General features: G+C 68.7%; 18 protein-coding genes and 1 pseudogene. 7 read left to right on the top strand and 12 right to left on the bottom strand.

The features are described from left to right. Nucleotides 1-176: 176 nt before the first annotated feature. Nucleotides 177-1,259, bottom strand: coding sequence for a 5-(carboxyamino)imidazole ribonucleotide synthase (locus DI624_RS08130; RefSeq protein WP_291537284.1), 1,083 nt, complete (start codon nucleotides 1,257-1,259; stop codon nucleotides 177-179). Then, a complete protein-coding gene (gene purE, locus DI624_RS08125; RefSeq protein WP_291537283.1) occupies nucleotides 1,260-1,751 on the bottom strand; it encodes a 5-(carboxyamino)imidazole ribonucleotide mutase in 492 nt (163 codons plus the stop codon). It abuts the gene before it with no gap. Between the two features lie 173 nt (nucleotides 1,752-1,924). Here purE and DI624_RS08120 point away from each other — a divergent pair, with 173 nt between their 5' ends. Next, nucleotides 1,925-2,488, top strand: a complete 564-nt coding sequence (locus DI624_RS08120; protein ID WP_291537282.1) for a GGDEF domain-containing protein — start codon at nucleotides 1,925-1,927, stop codon at nucleotides 2,486-2,488. A gap of 24 nt (nucleotides 2,489-2,512) precedes the next feature. Here DI624_RS08120 and DI624_RS08115 read toward each other — a convergent pair whose 3' ends face one another. From DI624_RS08115 to DI624_RS08105, 4 genes and pseudogenes are all read right to left on the bottom strand, one after another. After that, nucleotides 2,513-4,315, bottom strand: coding sequence for an autotransporter domain-containing protein (locus tag DI624_RS08115; RefSeq protein WP_291537281.1), 1,803 nt, complete (start codon nucleotides 4,313-4,315; stop codon nucleotides 2,513-2,515). 112 nt (nucleotides 4,316-4,427) lie between these two features. Beyond that, the gene (serA, locus tag DI624_RS08110; protein ID WP_367142100.1) at nucleotides 4,428-5,699 is read right to left on the bottom strand and encodes a phosphoglycerate dehydrogenase; all 1,272 of its coding nucleotides are present in this window, start codon (nucleotides 5,697-5,699) and stop codon (nucleotides 4,428-4,430) included. Nucleotides 5,700-5,792: 93 nt separating this feature from the next. Continuing rightward, nucleotides 5,793-6,320, bottom strand: a pseudogene (locus tag DI624_RS16125) (HAD-IB family phosphatase); the annotation flags it as partial. A gap of 119 nt (nucleotides 6,321-6,439) precedes the next feature. Then, on the bottom strand, nucleotides 6,440-6,979 hold the full coding sequence (locus DI624_RS08105) for a hypothetical protein (RefSeq protein WP_291537279.1): 540 nt from the start codon (nucleotides 6,977-6,979) through the stop codon (nucleotides 6,440-6,442). Nucleotides 6,980-7,175: 196 nt separating this feature from the next. Here DI624_RS08105 and DI624_RS08100 point away from each other — a divergent pair, with 196 nt between their 5' ends. Next, nucleotides 7,176-8,099, top strand: a complete 924-nt coding sequence (locus DI624_RS08100; protein ID WP_291537278.1) for an Hsp33 family molecular chaperone — start codon at nucleotides 7,176-7,178, stop codon at nucleotides 8,097-8,099. A 37-nt stretch (nucleotides 8,100-8,136) separates the two neighbouring features. On the opposite strand, the gene phoB is transcribed toward DI624_RS08100, so the two are convergent. From phoB to DI624_RS08070, 6 genes are all read right to left on the bottom strand, one after another. Further along, on the bottom strand, nucleotides 8,137-8,829 hold the full coding sequence (phoB, locus tag DI624_RS08095; RefSeq protein WP_291537277.1) for a phosphate regulon transcriptional regulator PhoB: 693 nt from the start codon (nucleotides 8,827-8,829) through the stop codon (nucleotides 8,137-8,139). 20 nt (nucleotides 8,830-8,849) lie between these two features. Continuing rightward, complete coding sequence (phoU, locus tag DI624_RS08090; protein ID WP_291537276.1) at nucleotides 8,850-9,575, bottom strand: phosphate signaling complex protein PhoU; 726 nt, start codon at nucleotides 9,573-9,575, stop codon at nucleotides 8,850-8,852. Between the two features lie 4 nt (nucleotides 9,576-9,579). Further along, nucleotides 9,580-10,530 (bottom strand): phosphate ABC transporter ATP-binding protein PstB, encoded by a 951-nt coding sequence (gene pstB, locus DI624_RS08085; protein ID WP_291537275.1) that lies wholly within the window; start codon nucleotides 10,528-10,530, stop codon nucleotides 9,580-9,582. A 4-nt stretch (nucleotides 10,531-10,534) separates the two neighbouring features. Next, nucleotides 10,535-11,839, bottom strand: coding sequence for a phosphate ABC transporter permease PstA (gene pstA, locus DI624_RS08080; RefSeq protein WP_291537274.1), 1,305 nt, complete (start codon nucleotides 11,837-11,839; stop codon nucleotides 10,535-10,537). Further along, on the bottom strand, nucleotides 11,832-13,262 hold the full coding sequence (pstC, locus tag DI624_RS08075; RefSeq protein WP_291537273.1) for a phosphate ABC transporter permease subunit PstC: 1,431 nt from the start codon (nucleotides 13,260-13,262) through the stop codon (nucleotides 11,832-11,834). Before pstC ends, pstA begins: the two co-directional genes overlap by 8 nt. 153 nt (nucleotides 13,263-13,415) lie before the next feature. Further along, nucleotides 13,416-14,810 carry an ATP-binding protein gene (locus DI624_RS08070; protein ID WP_291537272.1) on the bottom strand — a complete coding sequence of 465 codons (1,395 nt, stop codon included), beginning with the start codon at nucleotides 14,808-14,810 and terminating at the stop codon, nucleotides 13,416-13,418. A gap of 147 nt (nucleotides 14,811-14,957) precedes the next feature. On the opposite strand from DI624_RS08070, the gene DI624_RS08065 reads away from it, so the two are divergent. From DI624_RS08065 to DI624_RS08045, 5 genes are all read left to right on the top strand, one after another. Further along, nucleotides 14,958-17,246 carry an ATP-binding protein gene (locus tag DI624_RS08065; protein ID WP_291537271.1) on the top strand — a complete coding sequence of 763 codons (2,289 nt, stop codon included), beginning with the start codon at nucleotides 14,958-14,960 and terminating at the stop codon, nucleotides 17,244-17,246. 131 nt (nucleotides 17,247-17,377) lie between these two features. Continuing rightward, nucleotides 17,378-18,010 (top strand): 50S ribosomal protein L25/general stress protein Ctc, encoded by a 633-nt coding sequence (locus DI624_RS08060; RefSeq protein WP_291537270.1) that lies wholly within the window; start codon nucleotides 17,378-17,380, stop codon nucleotides 18,008-18,010. An 88-nt stretch (nucleotides 18,011-18,098) separates the two neighbouring features. Then, nucleotides 18,099-18,707, top strand: coding sequence for an aminoacyl-tRNA hydrolase (gene pth / locus DI624_RS08055; RefSeq protein ID WP_291537269.1), 609 nt, complete (start codon nucleotides 18,099-18,101; stop codon nucleotides 18,705-18,707). A gap of 49 nt (nucleotides 18,708-18,756) precedes the next feature. Beyond that, nucleotides 18,757-19,143 carry a hypothetical protein gene (locus DI624_RS08050; protein WP_291537268.1) on the top strand — a complete coding sequence of 129 codons (387 nt, stop codon included), beginning with the start codon at nucleotides 18,757-18,759 and terminating at the stop codon, nucleotides 19,141-19,143. Between the two features lie 63 nt (nucleotides 19,144-19,206). Then, nucleotides 19,207-21,264 (top strand): TonB-dependent receptor, encoded by a 2,058-nt coding sequence (locus tag DI624_RS08045; protein WP_291537267.1) that lies wholly within the window; start codon nucleotides 19,207-19,209, stop codon nucleotides 21,262-21,264. Nucleotides 21,265-21,268 lie beyond the last annotated feature (4 nt).

Here is a 21,268-nt window from a genome sequence, read left to right as displayed (position 1 = left end):
CGGCAAACCGCTTGCGGCGCAAACCGGGGGACCAGCGCCGCCGAAGGCGATATTGTCCGCCGCACGACTGAAAGACCGAGACGGAAAGACCGAGATGGCGACAGGTTCGCGCTCGCGCGCGCCGCTGGGTCCCCCGATCTCGCTCCGCTCGTCGGAGGATGACGAACGTGAGAACGCTAGACGGCCCCCAGCACCTTGTTCACATGCGCCATCTTGCGGCCGGGGCGGGCCTCGGCCTTGCCGTAGAGGTGCAGGCGTTCGTCGGCCTTGGCCGAGAGGGCGCGCCACTGTTCGACCTCGTCGCCCAGCAGATTGGTCATTTCGATGCGGGCGTGGGCGGTGGTGGGGCCGAGCGGCCAGCCGGCGACGGCGCGGATGTGCTGTTCGAACTGGTCGCAGACGCAGCCGTCCTGGGTCCAGTGGCCGGTGTTGTGGACGCGCGGGGCGATCTCGTTGACCAGCAAGACATCGTTTCCGAGGTCGAACAGCTCGACGCCCAGGACGCCGACGTAGTCCAGCCCGTCCAGGATCGCCTCGGCGATGGCGCGGGCGCGAACTGGCGTCTTCTCGTCCACGGCGGCGGGGGCCAGGGTGGTGCGCAGGACGCCGCCCTCGTGCCGGTTCTCGCCCAGGGGATAGACCGCCATATGGCCGTCCCAGTCGCGGGCGGCGATGACCGACAGTTCGCGCACGAAGGTCGCCCTGGCCTCCAGGATGGCCGGACGGCCGCCCAGGCTTTCCAGGGCGGCGGGCGCATCCTCGACGGCGTGAATCCAGACCTGGCCCTTGCCGTCATAGCCTTCGCGACGGGTCTTCAGCAGGGCGGGCAGGCCCAGTTCGGCCAAACCGACGATCAGGTCGTCCAGCGTATCGACGACCGCGAAGGCGACCGTCGGCGCGCCGACGGCGTTCAGGAAGGTCTTTTCGTCCACCCGGTCCTGGGAGACGCGCAGCGCCGTCGGCCCTGGCGCGACCAGGGCGCCCGCCTCGGCCAGACGTTCGATGGATTCGGCGGGGACGTTCTCGAACTCGAAGGTGACGATGTCGGCGGCGCGGCCCAGGGCCGTCAGGGCGTGGGGATCGTCATAGGCGGCGACGATCTGATGCGCCGAGACGCGGCCGGCCGGGCTGTCGGCCTCGGGGTCCAGGATGACGACATCGAACCCCAGGCGCGACGCCGCCTGGCTCAGCATCCGGCCCAGTTGGCCGCCGCCGATGACGCCGAGGGTGGAACCGGGGGGAAGCGGCAGATCGGGCACTCAGTCCTCGACGGTTTCGGCGACGGCGTCGGTCTGGGCGGCGCGGAAGGCGGCCAGCCGTTCGGCCAGGGCTTCGTCAGACAGGGCGAGTATCTGGGCGGCCAGGATGCCGGCGTTGGCGGCGCCCGCCTCGCCGATGGCCAGGGCGGCTACGGGCACGCCGGCCGGCATCTGGACGATGGACAACAGGCTGTCCATGCCCTTCAGCGCCTTGGACTGGACCGGCACGCCCAGCACAGGCAGTTCGGTCATGGAGGCGGCCATGCCCGGCAGATGGGCGGCGCCCCCGGCCCCGGCGATGACGACCTTGAACCCTGCGGCCTTGGCGCCGGTGGCGAAGGCGACCAGTCGTTCGGGCGTGCGGTGGGCGCTGACGACCTTGGCCTGCCAGGCGACGCCCAGCTGATCCAGCTTGTCGGCGGCCAGTTTCATCGTCGGCCAGTCCGAACGGCTGCCCATGATGATCGCCACCGGGGTTTCGGAAGTCGCCATGTCTGCAAGGCCCCTCGCGGAAAGGCGCCCGTTACAGCACCGACGGGACGGCCGCAACCGCAAGCCGGCGGTTTCCGACGCGCGGCGGCTTCAATGTCGCGGAATCACGCTCTACCATCGGCCGACCCTGCGCGACCTCTTATGAGTCGCGCGATCGGAGCCCATCCTGCGCCGTGACCGACGTGGCCGAACACGACCTGACCGCCGAGATCGCGCGCCTGCGTCTCGAGCTGGAAGCCTGGAAGTCGCGCGCCGCCGCCGCCGAGGCCGCCGCCGACCACGATGTGCTTACCCCCGCCCTGAACCGGCGGGGCTTCATGGCGGCGCTGCAGCGGACCATGGCCTATTGCCAGCGGCACGGGGTGCCGGCCGTGCTGCTGTATCTGGACATGGACGGGTTCAAGGGCGTCAACGACCGGCTGGGCCATGCGGCCGGCGACGCCGCCCTGGTCGCGGTCGCGCGGCTGTTCCTGGCCAATCTGCGCGAATCGGACGCCGTCGGCCGGATGGGCGGAGACGAATTCGCCCTGCTGATGCTGCACGCCGGACTGGACGAGGGCCGGGCCAAGGCGCGCCAGCTGGCCGAGGCCCTGCGCACCGAAGGCTTCGTCTGGGATGGGCGCAAGACCGAACTTGGCGGATCGTTCGGCGTGCGGGCCTGGGACGGTCACACCGACGCCGAAGCCTGGCTGGCCGAGGCCGACGCCGCCATGTGGGTACGCAAGAAGGGGCGCTGACAGCGCCCCTCCCCGCCCCGCCGTCTACAGCGGCAGTTTCAGCTGGACGCCGCCCATGTGGCTGTCGGCGTGGTCGCCGAAGCGGCCGCGATAGCCGACCGTCACCTTGACCGGCCCCACCGCCCCCTCGAACCCGGCCGAGGCCAGGAACTGACCGCCGAAGGGATCGTCGATTTCGCGCGACAGGACCTGGGCCGGATTGTTGTAGATCCCCACCCGCACCGGGTCCGAACTGTCGTCCAGCGCATCGCGATAGCCGCCCTCGGCGAACAGGCCGAACCGTCCCATCTCGGCCTCGGCGCGCAGCGAGACCTCGCCGGTCAGGGCCTTCACCGTACGGTCGCCATATTGATACTGGGCCGCGACGCCCTGTTCGTAATAGCCGTCAACGTCGCTGGAGACATAGGCCAGGGCCGCGCGGGGCGACAGGGCGACGCCGCCCATGTCGAACCACCTCCCGCCCTGAAGTCGGGCGCCGCTGCTGAGCGCCCGCGTCTCGGCCGTGTGGACGATGGGGGCCAGGCTGGTGGTGCGCTCGATGTCGTCGATGTTGTCGCGCGCCACCCCGACCGCCGCATTGACGAACACATCGCCCGAACGCCAGCCGCCATACAGGTCCAGGCCGAAGCTTTCGACGTTGAAGCGCAGAGCCTGGCTGTCGACATCGGTCTTGCGCGCCGATCCGGCCAGACCGAAACGCCAGTCGGCCGAGGGGCCAGCCTCAAGCGCGATACGGGCGCCCCAGCCGTCGCTGGTCGCGCTTTTGACCGGTCCGCGCGCGTCGGTGTCGACGCTGTCGATCAGGGCCGAAGTGGTGACGGCGACGCCCGCTTCCCACGGCTGGCGGCCCGACAAGGCGTCGCTGGCGCTGTCCAGAGCATCCTCGCGGTGGCGATAGGCCGTCTCGCCCTGCAGGGTCGATTGGGCGCCGATGTCGCCATAGTAGAGATAGTCGGTCGCCAACTGGGCGATGATCCGATGCCCCGCCGCCGTCGGGTGGACGCCGTCGAAGTAGAAATAGCTGTCGGGGTTCGAACAGACGGTCACGCCGTTGAAGCAGGTCTGGGCGATGTTGGCGATGCCGAAGGCGCCGGGGTCGGCGGCAAGGGTGTCGCCGACCTTGAACAGGTCCATCATGACGATGTTGCCGCCCGGACGGGCGGCGGCCGTGGCGGTCAGATTGGCCTGAAGCGCGGCGTTGAAGGTGGTCACGGCGTAGTCGGCCAGGGGCGCCGCCGTCGTGCCCCGGAACTGCGGCGTCAGGCTGAGCTTGGGCAGGTTCGTGACAAGGATGGTCCCCGCGCCGGCGCCGGCGATGCTGTTCACCAGGCTGTCGATATTGGCCGCCGCCGCCGTCGCGACAGGCGTGATGGCCGCGACCGGGCTGGCCGAGGCGCCGGCGATCGGCAGTCCCTGGAAGATGTCGTTGGCGCCGCCCAGCACGCTGACCAGATCGGTCGAGCTGAAACGCCCGCCCGCAGCGGTGTAGCGCGACAGCTGGTTCAGCATGCCGAACGGCACGCCGGCCGAGGCGTCGGTGCGCGATCCGCCGAAGGCGTAGTTGATGCTGCCCGTCACCGAGCCGTTGAAGTTGGCGGCGTTGAAGCCGAGCAGTTCGACGAAGGTCGGGCCGTTCGAGAACCGGCGGGCGTAGGGCGGCGACGGCGGCTGGGTCCCGCCCGAGATCAGATAGAGATTGCCGTTGTCGCTGAGACTGTCGCCGAAGACGACCAGGCGATTGTAGGTCTGAGCCGAGGCCGAGCCCGCGAAGGCGCAGGCCGCGACCGCCAAGGCGGCGACGGCGCCGCCGGTGATATAGCGTGACATGTGAATCCTCCCCGGCCGTCATGGATCGCGGCCGTTGCCAGGCAGGATGCGCCCGTCAGCGCAGATGGCAAGATGTCGTTACGTCAGTCCTCGGAAGATTTTCCTGCGCATCCTAATGCAGGGTGCGGAACTTCAGCGTGCCGGGCACGGTCTTGAGCGCGCGCAGGGCCTCGGGGTCGTAGTCGCGATCGACGTCGGTGATGACATAGCCGGTCCGCTCGTCCGTCTTCAGATGCTGGCCCAGGATGTTCAGGCCCGCCGCCGCAAGGGCCCGGTTCAGCTCAGCCAGCACGCCCGGCTGGTTGCGGTGGATGTGCAGGATTCGGTGCGCGCCCGAGACTTCGGCCAGTTGCACGTTCGGCAGGTTGACGCTGAAGGTGGTGTCGCCCCGGTTCAGATAGCCCAGCAGCCGTTCGGCGGCGAACTCGGCGATGGCCTCCTGCGCCTCTTCGGTCGAGCCGCCGACGTGGGGGGTCAGGATCATGTTCTTCAATCCCTGGAGCGGGCTTTGGAACGGGTCCGAATTCGTGCGCGGCTCCTCGGGGAAGACGTCCACGGCGGCGCCCGCGATCCGGCCCGATCCCATGGCCTGGGACAGGGCGCCGACATCGACGACGTGACCGCGCGACAGGTTCAGGAACAGGGCCCCTTCCTTCATCTGGGCGAACTGCGCCGCGCCGAAGATGGCGCTGTTTTCCTTGCGGCCGTCGACGTGCAGCGTGACCACGTCGCTTTCGGCCAGGAGGGCGTCCAGCGATCGCATCCGCCGGGCGTTGCCCAGCGCCAGCCGTTCGGACAGGTCGTAGAACAGAACCCGCATCCCCAGGTTTTCGGCCAGAACCGACAGCTGGCTGCCGATGGCGCCGTAACCGACGATCCCCAGGGTCTTGCCGCGCAGTTCCTTGGATCCGGTCGCGGACTTGTTCCACTTTCCGACATGCATGGCGGCCGACTTGTCGACCACGTCGCGCATCAGGACGATCATCAGGCCGATGGCCAGCTCCACCACCGAACGGGTGTTGGAGTATGGCGCGTTGAACACCGCGACGCCGTGGTCGGAGGCCGCGTCCAGGTCGATCTGGTTCACGCCGATGCAGAAGGCGGCGACGGCCATCAGCTTGTCGGCCTCCTCCAGCACCCGGCGCGACACCGTGGTCTTGGAGCGGATGCCCAGCACATGCACGCCCTTGACGGCGGCGATCAGGTCGTCCTCGTCCAGGGCGCCCTTGACCGTATCGACCGAATAGCCCGCCTCTTCCAGCCGTTCGACGGCGGCGGGGTGGATGTTCTCCAGCAGCAGCATCTTCATGCGGCTGCGCGGAAAGGACCAGCGGCCGACCAGGCCCTCGGCGTGAAGAACCTCGTCCAGAGAGGCGGCCTCCATGTCGGCGGCTTCGACCACCCGCGCACGGCGGACGACCTCGGTGAAGGCGTAGAAGGCGTCGGCGGCCCCCGCGATCTTGACCTCGGCGTCGTTCCAGCCGTCGCCGATCATGACCACGCGGCCCGACAGGTTCAGGGCGTGGATGGCGGCCGGCTTGCCGTTCGCGTGCGACAGGGGATTGGCCTCGTCCACGCCCGTCACGCGCCCGTCGGCGTCATAGATCAGGTCGTTGCACAGGATGCGGTCGGGCGGGACGCCCAGCGCCTGGGCGACCGGGGCGATCACCTCGCGAAAGCCCCCGGAGATGACGATGATCTTGCCGGGGTTCTGACGGAAGAAGTCGAGGTTGCGCCGAACCGACGCCGTCAGCCGATCCGGCGCAGACGCGGCCAGGATCTGGACGTGATCGCGGTTCAGGGGCAGCAGCGCCAGGCGTTGGCGCAAGGCCTGGCCGAAATCCAGTTCGCCGCCCATGGCCCTGTCGGTCAGAGAGGCGATCTGGGACCGTATCGCCTCGGCGTCCGGCGCGCCGGCCAGGGCGATGTCAGCCAAGAGTTCGAGGGTCTCGAAATCGACCAGGGTCGAATCGAAGTCGAAGATCAGGGTGGGGCGGGCGCTCATGCACGGCGTCTTAGCGGCCTTCGCGGCCGCAGCATAGCCAAGCCTGCTGAAGGCGGCGCAAAGCTGCGCTTAAACCGTGCCGCCCGATGCGGTTTCCCGCACCGGGCGGCAAGACCCTGTCAGAAACGCACGATCCGGCGCACGCGGCTGTCCGGGCGACGACTTTCCAGCACGGCGGCGCCGACGGCCGCGGCGATGGTCGCGACCGCCAGCAGCGCCCCGCCCTCGCGCACATGGTCGCGGGCGTAGACGCCGGCGTCGTCGGCGTAGCGGCGAGCGGTCTTTCCGTGCTTCTTCAACGCCTTCTTCGATCCCTTGCGGGCTGACCGGAACCAATCGTCGGCCCGGTCGCGCGCGTCGTAGGCGGCGTCGGCCGCGCGGTGACGGGCGGCTCGCGACAGATCGCCGGCGTGTTCGCCGACCTCTTCGGCGCGATGTCGGAAAGCGTCGACGGCGTCGTGGAAACGATCGCGCAGTTCGGCGGCATCGACCCATCCGCGCGGGTCCATACGGGTCTTGATGCGCTGATAACGGGTCGGGCCGGTGCGCTGGGTCAGATAGAGAATCGCCGCCGCGCCGAGCGCCAGGGCGGCCAGGCTGCCGGCCGTGACGCCGGGATGTTTGCGAATTTCTTGAATCGGATCGATGTCGCGGATCATCGGCGGACCTTTTCGTCGGAATGGCTGTCAGGCGAAGCGACGGCTCCGCTTGTCGGAAAAGAGCGAACGGGGCCGCAAAGGGTTCCGTCGCAGGCGGCCCACGGCGCGCGACGCCGCACGGGATTAGCCCTTATCAACAGCGCGTCGGGCGCCTACATAGCCCCGATCCCGAAATGATGTCGCCAAAGGACCCGCCGTGACCGATCACGCGCCCCACACTCCCATTTCCGACGATCTGGCGGCCGCCTTCCAGATCGAGGGCTGGCCCGTGCGCGGTCGTCTGGTCCGCCTGGGCGCCGCCATCGACAAGATCCTGGCCGCTCACGCCTACCCTGAGCCCGTCGCCGCCCTGCTGGGCGAGGCCTGCGCCCTGGCGGCCCTGATCGGCTCCAGCCTGAAGTTCGACGGCCGGCTGCTGGTCCAGGCGCAAGGCGACGGACCCGTGCGCTATGTGGTCGCCGACTATGGCACAGACGGCTCGCTGCGCGGTTACTGCCGCTATGACGAGGCGGAGGTCGCGGCGGCGTCCACCGGCTTCGCCCGCCCCGGCGCCAAATCGCTGCTGGGCGAAGGCGTCTTCGTCATGACCCTGGATCGCGGCCCCGATTTCGAACGCACCCAGGGCATCACCCCCATCGAGGGCGAGAGCCTGTCGTTGGCGGCCGAACACTATTTCCAGCAGTCCGAACAGGTGCCGACAAAGGTGCGTCTGGCGGTCGGGGCGGTGGCGACCGAGGCCGGTTCGCAGTGGCGCGCCGGCGGGGCGATGATCCAGATCATCGCCGGCGACGAGACGCGCGGCTCGACCGAGGAGGTGTGGGACCGCACCCGCGCCCTGTTCGGCACCCTGGCCGACGACGAACTGATCGACCCGACGACATCGCCGGAAACCCTGCTGTTCCGCCTGTTCCACGAGGATGGGGTGCGGCTGGAGGGCGCGCGCGAACTGACCGCCGTGTGCCGCTGCTCGCGCGACCGGATCGCCTCGGTCCTGGCCTCGTTCGATCCGAGCGAGCGCTCAGAAATGCTGGAGCCGGACGGCAAGATTCGCGTCACCTGCGAATACTGCGCCACCGTCTATGCCCTGGAGCCGGACGAAGTGGTCGCGGCGCAAATCTGAATCGAGAGGGCGGCCTGATGGCCCGTCCTTTTTTCTCTCAGCCTTCCAGGTCCAGCGAATAGCCGGCCGAGCGGACAGTGCGGATCGGGTTGGCGCTGTCGTCGCCGATGGACAGGGCCTTGCGCAGGCGGCCGACATGGACGTCCACGGTGCGGGCCTCGACATAGACGTCCGACCCCCAGACCGCGTCCAGCAGCTGCTCGCGGCTGAACACCCGTCCGGGATGCTGCATGAAATGGTCCAGCAGGCGGAATTCGGTCGGCCCCAGGTGAACCTCCTTGCCGTCGCGCTTCACCCGGTGCGAGACGCGGTCGATGATGATGTCGCCGTGGTTCAGCCGGTCGTCGGCCAGACCGGGCCGGATGCGGCGCAGCACCGCGCGGATGCGGGCGATCAGTTCGACCATCGAGAAGGGCTTGGTCAGATAGTCGTCGGCGCCGGTGTCCAGACCGCGCACGCGGTCGCTTTCCTCGCCACGCGCGGTCAGCATGATGATCGGCAGGTTGCGCGTCTCGGCCTTGCCCCGGATGCGCCGGCAGACCTCGATGCCCGACAGCTTGGGCAGCATCCAATCCAGCAGCACCAGATCGGGCAGCCGCTCGTCGATCTGCAGCATCCCCTCCTCGCCGTCGGCGGCGACGGTGACGTCGTAGCCTTCCTTTTCCAGATTGTATTGAAGCAGGGTCGCCAGCGCGTCCTCGTCTTCCATCACAAGGATATAGGGCTGCACGTCGGGTCTCCGGGCTCGGGTCAGTGCGTGGAAAGGTTGGGCGTCGGATCGGAGTCCTCGGCCGTCGGCTGGGCGCGCGGGCGCTCGCCCAGGATTTCCTCGCCGGTGATCTCGTAATGGACGGTCTCGGCGATATTGGTCGCGTGATCCCCGATCCGCTCCAGGTTCTTGGCCATGAACAGCAGGTGGGTGCAGGCGCCGATCGTGCGCGGATCGCCCATCATGTAGGTCAGAAGCTCGCGGAACAGGGCGTTGTAGTGCTCGTCCACCTCGTCGTCGGTCTGCCAGACGGCGACGGCGCGATCCAGTTCGGAGGCCGTATAGGCGTCCAGCACGTCGCGCAGGCGGGTGGAGACCAGCCGCCCCATTCGTTCGATGGAGCGGGTCAGGGGCTGCATCGGCGCGCCCTCGGCCAGGATCAGGGCGCGCTTGGCGATGTTCTTGGCCAGATCGCCGGTGCGCTCCAGGTCGGTGGCGATCTTCATGGCGCCCAGGGTGCGACGTAGGTCGCTGGCGACCGGCTGGCGCAGGGCGATCAGGCGGATGGCCTTCTTCTCGATGTCGCGATGAAGCGCATCCAACTTCAGGTCGCGCTCGACCACCGCGCGGGCGAGGGCGATGTCGCGCCGGGCGACGGAATCGATGGCGTCCGCGACCTGGGCCTCGGCCAGGCCGCCCATGCGGGCGACCTCGGCCGTGATCTGGTTCAGTTCGTCGCCATAGGCTTTGACGGTGTGCTGGTTCATCGGATTAGCCGAAGCGTCCCGTGATGTAGTCGAGGGTGCGCCGTTCGCGCGGGTTCTGGAAGATGTCTTCCGTGTCGCCCGTCTCGACCAGACGGCCCATATGGAAGAAGGCGGTGCGTTGCGACACCCGCGCGGCCTGGGCCATCGAGTGGGTGACGATGACGATGCAGAACCGCTCGCGCAGTTCGTCGATCAGCTCCTCGATCCGCGCCGTGGCGATGGGGTCCAGGGCCGAGCAGGGCTCGTCCATCAGGATGACCTCGGGGTTCACCGCGATGGCGCGGGCGATGACCAGACGCTGCTGCTGACCGCCCGACAGGCCCATGGCCGACGATTGCAGACGGTCCGCGACCTCCTCCCACAGGCCCGCGCGCTTCAGGGCGCTTTCGACCACGCCGTCCATCTCGGACTTGGACGAGACCAGGCCGTGGATTTTCGGGCCGTAGGCGACGTTTTCGTAGATCGACTTGGGGAAGGGGTTCGGACGCTGGAACACCATGCCGACGCGGGCGCGCAGCAGCACCGGGTCGATGGAGCGGTCGTTGATGTCCTCGTCGTCCATCGCGATGCGGCCGGTGACGCGCGCTCCGGCGATGGTGTCGTTCATGCGGTTCATGGTCCGCAGGAAGGTCGACTTGCCGCAGCCAGACGGGCCGATCAGGGCCGTGACCGTCTTGTCCGGGATGTCCAGCGAGACGTCGTAAAGCGCCTGCTTGCCTTCGTAGAAGACCGAGACGTCGCGTGCGGCGATCTTGATCGGTCCGGTCGGCGGGGTGTCGACGACGGTCGGCGCGGCGACGGGGGTCGCGTCTTCCACGCGCGGTTCGGCGGGCGCGGCGTCGGACGCGGGCGCGACCTCGGGCAGGACCTGGCCGCCCATGCGCGGCGTCTGGGTGGGATCGGCCGGCCCGGCGCCCGTCTGGTCCTCGGCGGAGCGGAAAATACGGAATTTCATTCTCTTACCACCGACGCTCGAAGCGCCGCCTCAGGATGATGGCCGCCGCGTTCATGATGATCATGAAGACCAGCAGGACGATGATCGCCGCGGCGGTGCGTTCGTGGAAGGCCCGCTCCGAGGCGTTCTCCCAGATGTAGATCAGCGACGGCAGCGCCCCGACCGGCTGGTCGATGGCGTGCGGCACGCCCGGCACGAAGCTGACCATGCCGATCAGCAGAAGGGGCGCGGTCTCGCCCAGGGCGTGGGCCATGGAGATGATGGCGCCGGTCATGACGCCGGGCATGGCCAGCGGCAGGACATGGCTGAACACCGTCTGGGTCTTCGAGGCGCCCATGGCCAGCGCCGCCTCGCGGATCGACGGCGGCACCGCCTTCAGCGCCGAACGGGTGGCGATGACCAGGGTCGGCAGGGCCATCAAGGCCAGGACCAGGCCGCCGACGATTGGGCTGGCGCGCGGCAGATGCATCCAGTTGATGAACAGGGCCAAACCCAGCAAGCCGTAGACGATCGACGGCACGGCCGCGAGGTTGTTGATGTTGACCTCGATGATGTCCGTCAGCTTGTTCTTGGGCGCGAACTCTTCCAGCCAGATGGCCGCGCCGACGCCCAGAGGAATGGCGATCAGGGCCGTGACCATCAGCATCAGGGCCGAACCGACGACGGCGCCCAGCACTCCGGCCATCTCGGGCTGGGTGGAATCGCCATTGGTGAACAAAGCGGTGTTGAAGTGGGCGCCGACGACTCCGTCGGCCTTCATCTTGTCCAGCCAGGCGATCTGCTGGTCGGTCAGGCGGCGCTGGTCTTCCGGCGTGTCGCTGGAGATTTCGCCCTTCAGATACAGGTCGGCGTCGTCCGAAAGCGGCGCGGCCAGGGGCACGGTCTCGCCGATGACCTCGCCCCGCTTGGCGACCAGGTCGGCGGCGACGAACTTCAGCTCCGACGAGAACAGCCGCTTCATCTGGGCGGCGTTGGTTCCGAGGGCGTCGTCGACGACGCCCATGCGCTGCAACTGCTGCTCGGCGGCCATCTGCTCGAAGTTGGAGCCTTGCGGATAGGCGCGGTCGATGCGGGCGGGGTCCATATAGACCGGCACCGTCACCGTGTGGGTGTAGAAGGCCGTGTGCCCCTGTTCGACGATGCGGACCAACAGGACCGCCAGGAACAGCATGGCGGCGGCGATGGCCAGGCGGCCATACCATTTGAAGCGCGTTTCCTTGGCGTGACGACGCTTCAGGCCCGCGCGCAGCCGCTCCAGCCGCCCGTTGGCGGATGCGCCGTCGATCCGATCGGGGGTCGCGTCAGTCATATTGTTCCCGATAGGTCTGGACGATCCGATGGGCGACGATGTTCAGCGCCAGCGTCACCAGGAACAGGGTCAGGCCCAGGCCGAAGGCCGACAGGGTCTTGGCGCTGTTGAACTCCTGATCGCCGGTCAGAAGGGTCACGATCTGAACCGTGACGGTCGTCACCGTGTCCAGCGGATTGAAGGTCAGGTTGGCGGCCAGGCCCGCGGCCATGGTCACGATCATGGTTTCGCCGATGGCGCGCGACACGGCCAGCAGCAGGGCGCCGGCGATGCCCGGCAGGGCGGCGGGCAGCAGCACGCGCTTGACCGTCTCGGACTTGGTGGCGCCCATGGCGAAGGAGCCGTCGCGCAAGCTCTGCGGCACGGCGTTCAGGATGTCGTCGGACAGGGACGACACGAAGGGGATCAGCATGATGCCCATGACGGCGCCGGCGGTCAGCGCCATCTGGTTCTGAACCAGGGCCAGATACTGACCCAGTCCGTCCAGAGGACCGCCGATCAGGAACAGGCCGATCTCGTTGAAGAACACCCGCAGGATCGGCCCGACCGTCAGGGCGGCGAAGAAGCCGTAGACCACCGTCGGCACCCCGGCCAGAATCTCCAGCAGCGGCTTGATGACGGCCCGCGTCGTGCGGCTGGCGTATTCCGACAGATAGACCGCCGACAGCAGGCCGATGGGCGCCGCCACGCACATGGCGATGACCATGATCAGCAGGGTGCCGGCGAACAGGGGCACGGCCCCGAAGGCGCCGGACGACCCCACCTGGTCGGCGCGGATCGCGATCTGGGGACTCCACTGTGTTCCGAACAGGAAGTCGAGGATCGGCACCTTCTGGAAGAAGCGGAAACTGTCGAAGGCCAGGGAGGCGATGATGCCCAGGGTGGTCAGGATGGCGATGGCCGAACAGACGAACAGGGCGCCGTAGATCCAGCCCTCGACCCGGTTGCGGGCGCGCGTCCCGGGCTTGATCTGGGTCAGGGCGAACAGACCGCCCAGGATGGCGGCCAGGATGGCGGCCGAGCCTCCGCCCCACGCCAGCAGGCGTTCGATGCGGACCATGCGGCGCGCCTCGACCGGCAATTGTTCGGCCAGGGGCCGCTCCCAGATCTGCAAGGCCGGCTCGCCACGCCCGACCCGGTGGGCGTCGGCGAAGAAGGCGTCGCGGCGGAAGGGCTCCAGCGCGGCGACAGCCTCCGGCGCGCCCGAAGCCGTCAGTTGGCGTTGCAGCGGGGCGGAGAAGACCGAGGCCAGGATCAACACCAGAAGGGCGGGCGCCGCGACCCAGATCAGGGCGTAGGCGCCGTGCTGGCCGGGGCGGGAATGGGGCTTGGCGCCGACCGACCGGCGGCGCGCCAGCTCGCGACCGCCGAAGAAGGCGGCCGCGCTCAGCGCCATGAGGATCAGCAGATAAATCCAGATCATTCGAAGTCCGAAGCGACGCGCGCGAATCGGCGTGCGGCCCCGAACACCGGGACCGACGCGGCGCGACTACTGCCCGCGAATGGTCAGCGGATTAAGACGGGTCCGTGACAGTTGGGTGACAGCGACGATCCGACGGCTTCGCCCGGCTCCGGCCTATCGCCGCTCGGGTTGAGGGAACCAGGCGGTGAAGGCCGCGCCCATGCCCGGCGCGCTTTCCACGACCAGACCGCCCTGGTGGCGGTTCATGATGTGTTTCACGATGGCCAGGCCCAGGCCCGTGCCCTGACGCTCGCCGCTCTTCTGGCCCTCGACGCGGTAGAAGCGCTCGGTCAGGCGCGGCAGGTGCTCGCGCGCCATGCCGGGGCCATGATCGCGTACGGTGACGGCCGCATAGAGCACGCCGGCCGTCCGGTCCGGCGTGACCAGCGGAAGGCGCGTCGCGCCCGGCATCCGCGAGGCCCAGGCCTCGTCGAACGACAGGTCGGACCGGACGGAAATCTCCACCGCGCCGTTGCGCGACGAATATTTGACCGCATTGTCGAGCAGGTTCTGCACGACCTGCAGGATTTCGTCGCGATCTCCGTTGACCGAAGCCCTCGCCTCCCCCCGATCCAGGACGACGGCGATCTCCTTTTCGCGCGTCAGCACGCTGACGGCGTCGACCACGTCCGAGGCGGCGCGGTCCAGATCGACCCGACCCGAAGGCGGAATATGCTCGTTCAATTCAATGCGGCTCAGCGACAGCAGGTCCGCGACCAGCCGCCCCATCCGATCCGCCTGGGCCGACATGATGTCCAGGAAACGGTCGCGCGCCGCCACATCGTCGCGAGCGTGCCCCTTCAGGGTTTCGATGAAGCCGCTCAGCGAGGCCAGGGGCGTTCGAAGCTCGTGGCTGGCGTTGGCGAGGAAGTCGACCCGCATCATCTCGATGCGTCGCGCGTCGGTCTCGTCGCGCAGGACCAGCAGCGCCATGGATGCGCCCGGCGCCGCGGTGTCATGAACCGCCAGGGGGCGGGTCCAGGCCCGCCAGCGGCGATCCCTCTGGCCGCCGGTGGCGTAGTCGGTGGTGCGGGACGCGCCGCCGAACAAGGCCTCGTCCACCGCCTCCAGCACGCCGGGTTCGCGGATGACCTGGACCAGCAGGGCGCCCTGGCGCTGGATGCGCAACAGTTCGCGCGCCGCGCCGTTGGCCATCACGATCCGCCGGCCGGCGATGTCGTCGGGCTCTCCGCCGCTGACGACCAGGACCGGATCGTCCAAGGCCTCGAATACCCGGTCCAGCAGGTCCCCGGCGGCCGGATCGTTCGGCGCGTCGGCGGCCACGCCGTCCGTCGCCGCCGGCGCGGCGTCGGCCGCGCCCGGCATGTTCAAAAGCCAGGCCGACGCCGCCACGATCAGCGCGCCGCCGAGCAGCCAACCCGCAAGTTCGGGGTGCAGGATCGCCAGCACCACCAGGATCAGGATGGCGATGCCGATGCTGGCCCCCACCGTCCACAGTCGCGAAGAGGACATCGGCGCGACGGGCGAAGGCGAAACTTCGTAGGGCATGGACGGGCGGCGACCTTGAAATGCACGGCGATATCCGATCCTTGCACGGATTTTGTGACGGCGCTTCGACAGGCTGATGCGTTCCGGGAGCTTCGCCGCACGGTTTCTTTAGACATTTCAGCCAGAGTGCCTGCAAGGGGAGGCCTCGTGGACCGCATCATCTACTGTATTGCGCGCGATCACGACTGGCGGATCACACTGTTGGCTGCGCTGATCTGCATGGTCGGTCTTGGCGTTTCGATCCGCTTCATGGAGCGGGTGCGTCCGCGCGACCGCGCGGCAAGACGCCGCGCGGCGGTCATCGCCGCCGTCGTGGGCGGCCTTTCGATCTGGGCGACCCATTTCGTGGCGATGCAGGGCTATATCGCCGGCGTGCCTGTCCGCTACGACCCATGGCTGACGCTGGCGTCGCTGGCGGTGATCCTGGCCATGAGCGGCCTGACCTTCGCCTGCATCCAACGGGGCAAGGGGCGGGCGTGGCGGATGATGGCCGCGGCGATCGCGGTCGCCGGAGTCGGCGCCATGCACTATCTCGGCATGGCCGCCATCGAGGGTCCGGCCCACATATACTGGGACGCCGGCCTCGTCGCGGCATCCCTGGGCGGGGCCATGGTTGTGGGCGGCCTGACCGCCTTCTTCTATCGGCGCGGCGGCCCGGCGAACCTGGCTCTGACCGCGACAGGCCTGTCGCTGATGGTGCTGGTTCTGCATTTCGTGGGCATGGCGGCCATCGCCATTGTCCCCGATCCGTTCGTGCTTCACGACCACGGCCTGTCGCCCGCCGCCATGCGCCTGCTGGTGGGCGTGGTGTTGCTGCTGGTCTGCGGCGTCGGCGGGGTGCTGGCCGTCATGGCCTATGTCTCGCGCTCGACCGATCTGCGCCGCATTCGCGAGGCGGTGGACGCCATGCCGGACGGGCTGGGCTTCTACGACAGCAAGGACCGGCTGGTGCTGTGGAACGCCCGCTACGCCGAGGTGAACCCGGAGCTGGAGCCGCATCTGGCGGTCGGCCTGACGTTCCGGGAGGCGCTGCGCATCGGCATCGACGAAGGCCGCTATCAGGAAGCGGCCGGGCGCGAAGAGGAATGGCTCAGCGAACGTATGACCGCGCGACGCCAGCTGTCCTCCAGCAGCGAGCAGCGGGTGGCCGGCGGCCGCTGGCTGCGCATCCAGGATCGCCGGACGTCCGAAGGCGGCACCGTCACGGTCTGCAACGACATCACCGACCTGAAGCGCGACGCCCAGGCCCTGGCCGAGGCCCGCGACGCGGCCGAGGCGGCCAATGTCGCCAAAAGCCAGTTCCTGGCCAATATGAGCCACGAGATCCGCACCCCGCTGAACGGGGTGATCGGCCTGTCCCAGGCCCTGGCCAAGACCGACCTGACCGCCGAACAGCGCGAGATGCTGGATCTGATGCAGGCGTCGGGCAAGACGCTGCAAACCCTGCTCAGCGACATCCTGGACCTGGCTCGCGTCGAATCGGGCAAGCTGGAACTGACCGAGGACGCCTTCGAACTGGCCGCCGTGGTGCGGGAGGCGGCGCAACTCTACGCCGAGAACGCCCGCCAGAAGCACCTGGACTTCCATGTCGACATCGACCTGGAGGACGGCCTCTGGGTGGTGGGCGACGCGGTGCGCGTCAAACAGGTGCTGACCAATCTGATCTCCAATGCGGTGAAGTTCACCAGCCAGGGCTTCGTCGGCCTGATCGTCCAGCGCGGTCAGGATCGCGAGGGCCGGCCAGTGCTGCGCTTCACGGTCGAGGACAGCGGCATCGGCTTCGACGCCGCGACGCGCAGCCGTCTGTTCAGCCGATTCGAACAGGCCGATGGCGGCATCACGCGCCGGTTCGGCGGGTCGGGCCTGGGCCTGTCGATCTGCCGCCAGCTGGCCGACATGATGGGCGGCGACCTGGATTGCGAAAGCGAGCCAGGGGGCGGCGCCGCCTTCATACTGACGCTTCCGCTCAGGCCGTGCGCGGCCCCTCAACCGCAGAAAGCGGACGCCGGCGCGCCAGAACCCGCCGACGGCGCGCGGTCGACGCGCGTCCTGGTGGCGGACGACCATCCGACCAACCGGCGCGTCATCGAATTGATTCTTGCGCAGACGCCCGCGCAGATCGTCATGGTGGAGGACGGCGCCCAGGCGTTGGAGGCCTTCCGCGCCGGCGCCTTCGACCTGGTGCTTATGGACATGCAGATGCCGGTGATGGACGGACTGACGGCGACCCAGGAAATCCGCCTGCACGAGGCGGCCATGGGCCTGGCGCGCACCCCCGTCGTCATGCTGACCGCCAACGCCATGCCCGAACACGTCGCCGCCGGGCGTGCGGCGGGCGCCGACCATCACCTGGCCAAACCCTTCAACGCCGCCGAACTGCTGGCCCTGGTGGCCGCGCCGGCGACCGTGCTCAAGGATCGCGCCGAGGCGGCCTGAGGGCGCCTTTCACAGTTGCGCCGCCGGTTCGATGCGTGTAATAGCCCGCGCTCTTGAATTCGAGGGTTCATGACCCCGCCGCGCGGGCCCAGGGTTGGCGCGGCGTTTCTGTTGTTGTTGAGGCGAGCCACATGGCCGAGATCATTCTGAACGTGGACGTCCGCGATGGCGTCGGCACCGGCAGCGCCCGCGCTGCGCGTCGCGACGGTTTCGTGCCGGGCGTCCTGTACGGCGGCGAAAAGGCCCCTGTCGCCATTTCGGTGAACGAGAAGGACTTCCGCAAGTCCCTCTACACCGGCAAGCTGCTGGGCCACCTGGTGACGCTGAAGTACGGCGAAGAGACCCAGCCGGTCATCGCCAAGGACGTTCAGTTCGACCCGGTGTCGGATCGTCCGCTGCACTTCGACCTGATGCGCGTGGATGAGAAGGCCCCGGTCAAGATCGAGGTTCCGGTTCGCTTCCTGAACGCCGACGAGGCGCCCTTCGCCCGTCAAGGCGGCTCGCTGGAAGTCGTTCGTCACGCCGTCGAAATCCTGGTCCGCGCCGACCAGATCCCGGAAGAACTGGTCGTCGACCTGGCCAAGGCGCAGATGGGCGACACCCTCCGCATCTCGGACATCGCCCTGCCCAAGGGCGCGGAAGCGACCATCAGCGACCGCGACTTCGTGATCGCCACGATCAAGGTCTCCTCGGCCGCCCTGTCGGCCGCCGCCGACGAAGCCGCGGAAGCCGAGGCCGCCCCGGCCGAGAAGACCGAAGGCTAAGCCTTCCGTCGCTCCGACGAGATCGCGCCCCGCCCGGCTCGCCGCGGCGGGGCTTTTCTTTGGGCGACACGCGCGGCATGAGAGCCCCATGATCATCATCGCCGGCCTGGGCAATCCGGGCGCAAAATACGAGAAGAACCGACACAACATCGGCTTCATGGCGGCCGACGAGATTTCGCGCCGCTGGCGGTTCGGGCCCGAGCGCGCCAAGTTCCAGTCGATCGTCGCCGAGGGCGAGGTCGAGGGACAACGCGTCCTGCTGATGAAGCCCCAGACCTATATGAACGAAAGCGGCCGGGCCGTCGGCGAGGCGGCGCGCTTCTACAAGGTCAAGCCCGGCGAAATCATCGTCTTCCACGACGAGATCGACCTGGCCCCCGGCCGCTTCCGCATGAAGACCGGCGGCGGGGCGGCGGGCCAGAACGGCGTCCGCTCGCTGATCAGCCACCTCGGCGCCGACTTCCGCCGCGCGCGCATGGGCATCGGCCATCCGGGCGAGAAGGACCTGGTCATGCCGCACGTGCTGGGCGACTTCCACAAGGCGGAACAGCCCTGGCTGAACGCCCTGCTGCAGGCCTGCGCCGACGCCCTGCCCTTCGCGGTCGCCGGCGACGACGAACGCTATCAGGGCGAGGTCATGCGCCTGGCTCCCGCGCCCAAGTTCAGCCCGCGCCAGGCGGCGCGCGGCGCGCTTTAGGACAAGACGCCGCCTTTCGCAGAGGATCGAAACGCCCTACAGGCGAACCGTGACCCGATCCCAGGCCGACAACTGGTCGACATCGAAATCGCTGGCCTTCCTGGCGGCGGTGTTCGCGCTCGTGATCGGCGCGCTTCTGCCGTTCGCGGCGCTGGCGGCGGTCCAGCCGGGTCATCCGCTGGTCATCTGCACCGCCGAGGGGCCGCAGACGATCCAGTCGGGCGGGGTGGACGGGCCGGCGAACAAACATGTGGGGGCCAAATGCGCCGCCTGCGTCACGCCTGCGCCCGCCGCCCTGCCCGCCCCCCCGTCGCCCGAACCGGCCCAGATACTTAGCACCTATAGCGCCGTCGTCTATGCGCCTTTCGGCGTCAGCCCGCCGCCGCCCGCCCGCGCCCCGCCGCGACCGCCTTCCACCGCTCCGCCCCACGCCTGAAACCAGACCGATCCGCGACCGGCCCGCGTCGGACGGCCCGATTCTCTGATTTCAGGACCCTCAATGTCTCTCAAGACCTCCGCGGCGCCGTGCGCGCTGCTTCTGGCCGCCCTGGCCGCGCCCGCCTGGGCGCAGACCGCCGCCCCGACCCAGATCGACAGCGTCATCGTCACGGCGCGGCGCAACGCCTACGACCCGCCGGTCGTCGCCGAAGCGCGCGCCAGGCTGAGCCGCACGCCAGGCGCCGTCGCCGTGATCTCGGCCGAATCCTACGCCGACCGCTATGCGCCCAACCTGGCCGACGTCCTGCGCGACGCGCCCGGCGTCTATGCCCAGAAGAAATGGGGCGGCGACATCCGACTTTCGATCCGGGGATCGGGCATCGGCAACGCCAGCCACAATCGCGGCGTCCTGCTGGCCCAGGACGGCGTGCCGTTCAACGAAGCCGACGGCTTTGGCGACTTTCAACTGATCGACCCGCTGATCGCCCGCTACACCGAGGTCTACAAGGGCGGCAACGCCCTGCGGTTCGGCGGTTCCTTGCTGGGCGGTGCGGTCAATCTGGTCACGCCCACCGGGCGCACGGCGGGCGCAAACCTGGGCCTGCGGCTGGATGGAGGTGCGTATGGGACGGCGCGCCTGCATGGGGAGATCGCCGGCCAGAGCGGGAACTGGGACGGTTTCGCCGCCCTGACAGGCCAGACCGCCGACGGCTGGCGCGATCAGAGCGAGGGCAAGTCCCTGCATCTGTCCGCCAATCTGGGCCGCGCCTTCGGTCAGGATCGGGAGGTGCGGCTGTTGGTGTCGGGCGGCGACATCCACCAGCAGATTCCCGGCAGCCTGACGCTGGATCAGTTGAAGACCGACCCGACCCAGGCGGCGGCCTCCAGCACGGCGTTGAACTATCAGCGCAACATGACATCGCTGCGCGCGACGCTGCAGACGCGATGGCGCTTGGACGAGGCGACCGTGTTCGAAGGCGCCGTCTATGGGACATGGAAGGATCTGGACCACCCGATCTTTCAGGTCATCGACCAGCAGAGCCGCAATCAAGGCCTGTTCGGACGGTTCGACTGGCGGGGCCGCCTGGCCGGCCTGCGCGCCGACGCCTTCTACGGCGCCTGGTATCGCCAAGGCGATCTGGACGCCAAACAATGGGTCAATCTGGCCGGCTCGCACGGGGGCTTGCGCGCCCGCAGCTTCCAGAACGCCAGGGGACTGGACGTCTTCGCCGAAGGACGACTGTTCGTGGCCGAACGGATAGCCCTGGTCGGCGGCGGAACCTGGGGCCGGGCCGAACGCGACTATCGCGGCTACGCCGTGCCGGGCGTCAGCGGGACCTTCGACCTGACGACCGAGCGGACCTACGACTGGTTCGCGCCCCGTGTCGGCCTGCTATGGGAGGCGGACGACGGCGCCCAGGTCTTCGCCAATGTGACCCGTTCGGTCGAACCGCCCAACTTCTCGTCCCTGTCTCCCACGGCCGAAGGCTTCCAGCCGCTGGTCCCGCAGAAGGCGGTGACGGCCGAGGTCGGCGCGCGCGGCCGTCGCGGGGCCTTCACCTGGGACCTGACCGCCTATCGCGCCGAACTGAAGCACGAACTGCTGAATTTCATACCGAATGCGGCCCTGGGCGTTCCGGCGGCCACCTTCAACGCCGGCCCGACGACGCATCAGGGGATCGAGGCCGGGCTGGACTGGCGGATCGCGCCGCAATGGCGTCTGCGCCAGACCTATTGCTGGTCGGATTTCCGCTTCGACGGCGACAGGGTCTATGGCGACGCCCGCCTGCCGGTGGTGCCGCCCCACCTGTACCGAGCCGAGCTGCGCTACGATCATCCATCCGGCTGGTTCGCCGCGCCATCGGTGGAATGGTCCTTCGCCGACGCCTGGGTCGATTATCGCAATACGCTGAAGTCGCCGTCCTACGCCGTGGCCAATCTGAACCTGGGATGGACGGTCCGGCCGGGCGTCGCGGTCTTCGCCGACGCCCGCAACCTGTTCGATACGACCTATGTGTCGAACTTCGGCGCCGTGACCGACGCCCGCGCCGCCTCGACCGCCGTCTTCTTCCCGGGCGAAGGACGATCCCTGTTCGCCGGCCTGCGCCTGACCTATTGAAGGA

This window comes from Brevundimonas sp., assembly GCF_003248455.1.
In the GTDB taxonomy this organism is placed as follows: domain Bacteria; phylum Pseudomonadota; class Alphaproteobacteria; order Caulobacterales; family Caulobacteraceae; genus Brevundimonas.
The sequence above is the reverse complement of the archived record's forward strand: the minus strand, read 5'-3'. Positions and strand labels throughout refer to the sequence as shown.

Excerpts from the sequence above, each read along its gene's own strand:
- purE (WP_291537283.1), bottom strand. The coding sequence starts at position 1,751 with ATGGCGACTTCCGAAACCCCGGTGGCGATCATCATGGGCAGCCGTTCG.
- DI624_RS08115 (WP_291537281.1), bottom strand. The coding sequence starts at position 4,315 with ATGTCACGCTATATCACCGGCGGCGCCGTCGCCGCCTTGGCGGTCGCG.
- serA (WP_367142100.1), bottom strand. The coding sequence starts at position 5,699 with ATGGAGGCCGCCTCTCTGGACGAGGTTCTTCACGCCGAGGGCCTGGTC.
- DI624_RS08105 (WP_291537279.1), bottom strand. The coding sequence starts at position 6,979 with ATGATCCGCGACATCGATCCGATTCAAGAAATTCGCAAACATCCCGGC.
- phoU (WP_291537276.1), bottom strand. The coding sequence starts at position 9,575 with ATGAACCAGCACACCGTCAAAGCCTATGGCGACGAACTGAACCAGATC.
- pstB (WP_291537275.1), bottom strand. The coding sequence starts at position 10,530 with ATGAAATTCCGTATTTTCCGCTCCGCCGAGGACCAGACGGGCGCCGGG.
- pstA (WP_291537274.1), bottom strand. The coding sequence starts at position 11,839 with ATGACTGACGCGACCCCCGATCGGATCGACGGCGCATCCGCCAACGGG.
- pstC (WP_291537273.1), bottom strand. The coding sequence starts at position 13,262 with ATGATCTGGATTTATCTGCTGATCCTCATGGCGCTGAGCGCGGCCGCC.
- DI624_RS08070 (WP_291537272.1), bottom strand. The coding sequence starts at position 14,810 with ATGCCCTACGAAGTTTCGCCTTCGCCCGTCGCGCCGATGTCCTCTTCG.
- DI624_RS08060 (WP_291537270.1), top strand. The coding sequence starts at position 17,378 with ATGGCCGAGATCATTCTGAACGTGGACGTCCGCGATGGCGTCGGCACC.
- pth (WP_291537269.1), top strand. The coding sequence starts at position 18,099 with ATGATCATCATCGCCGGCCTGGGCAATCCGGGCGCAAAATACGAGAAG.
- DI624_RS08045 (WP_291537267.1), top strand. The coding sequence starts at position 19,207 with ATGTCTCTCAAGACCTCCGCGGCGCCGTGCGCGCTGCTTCTGGCCGCC.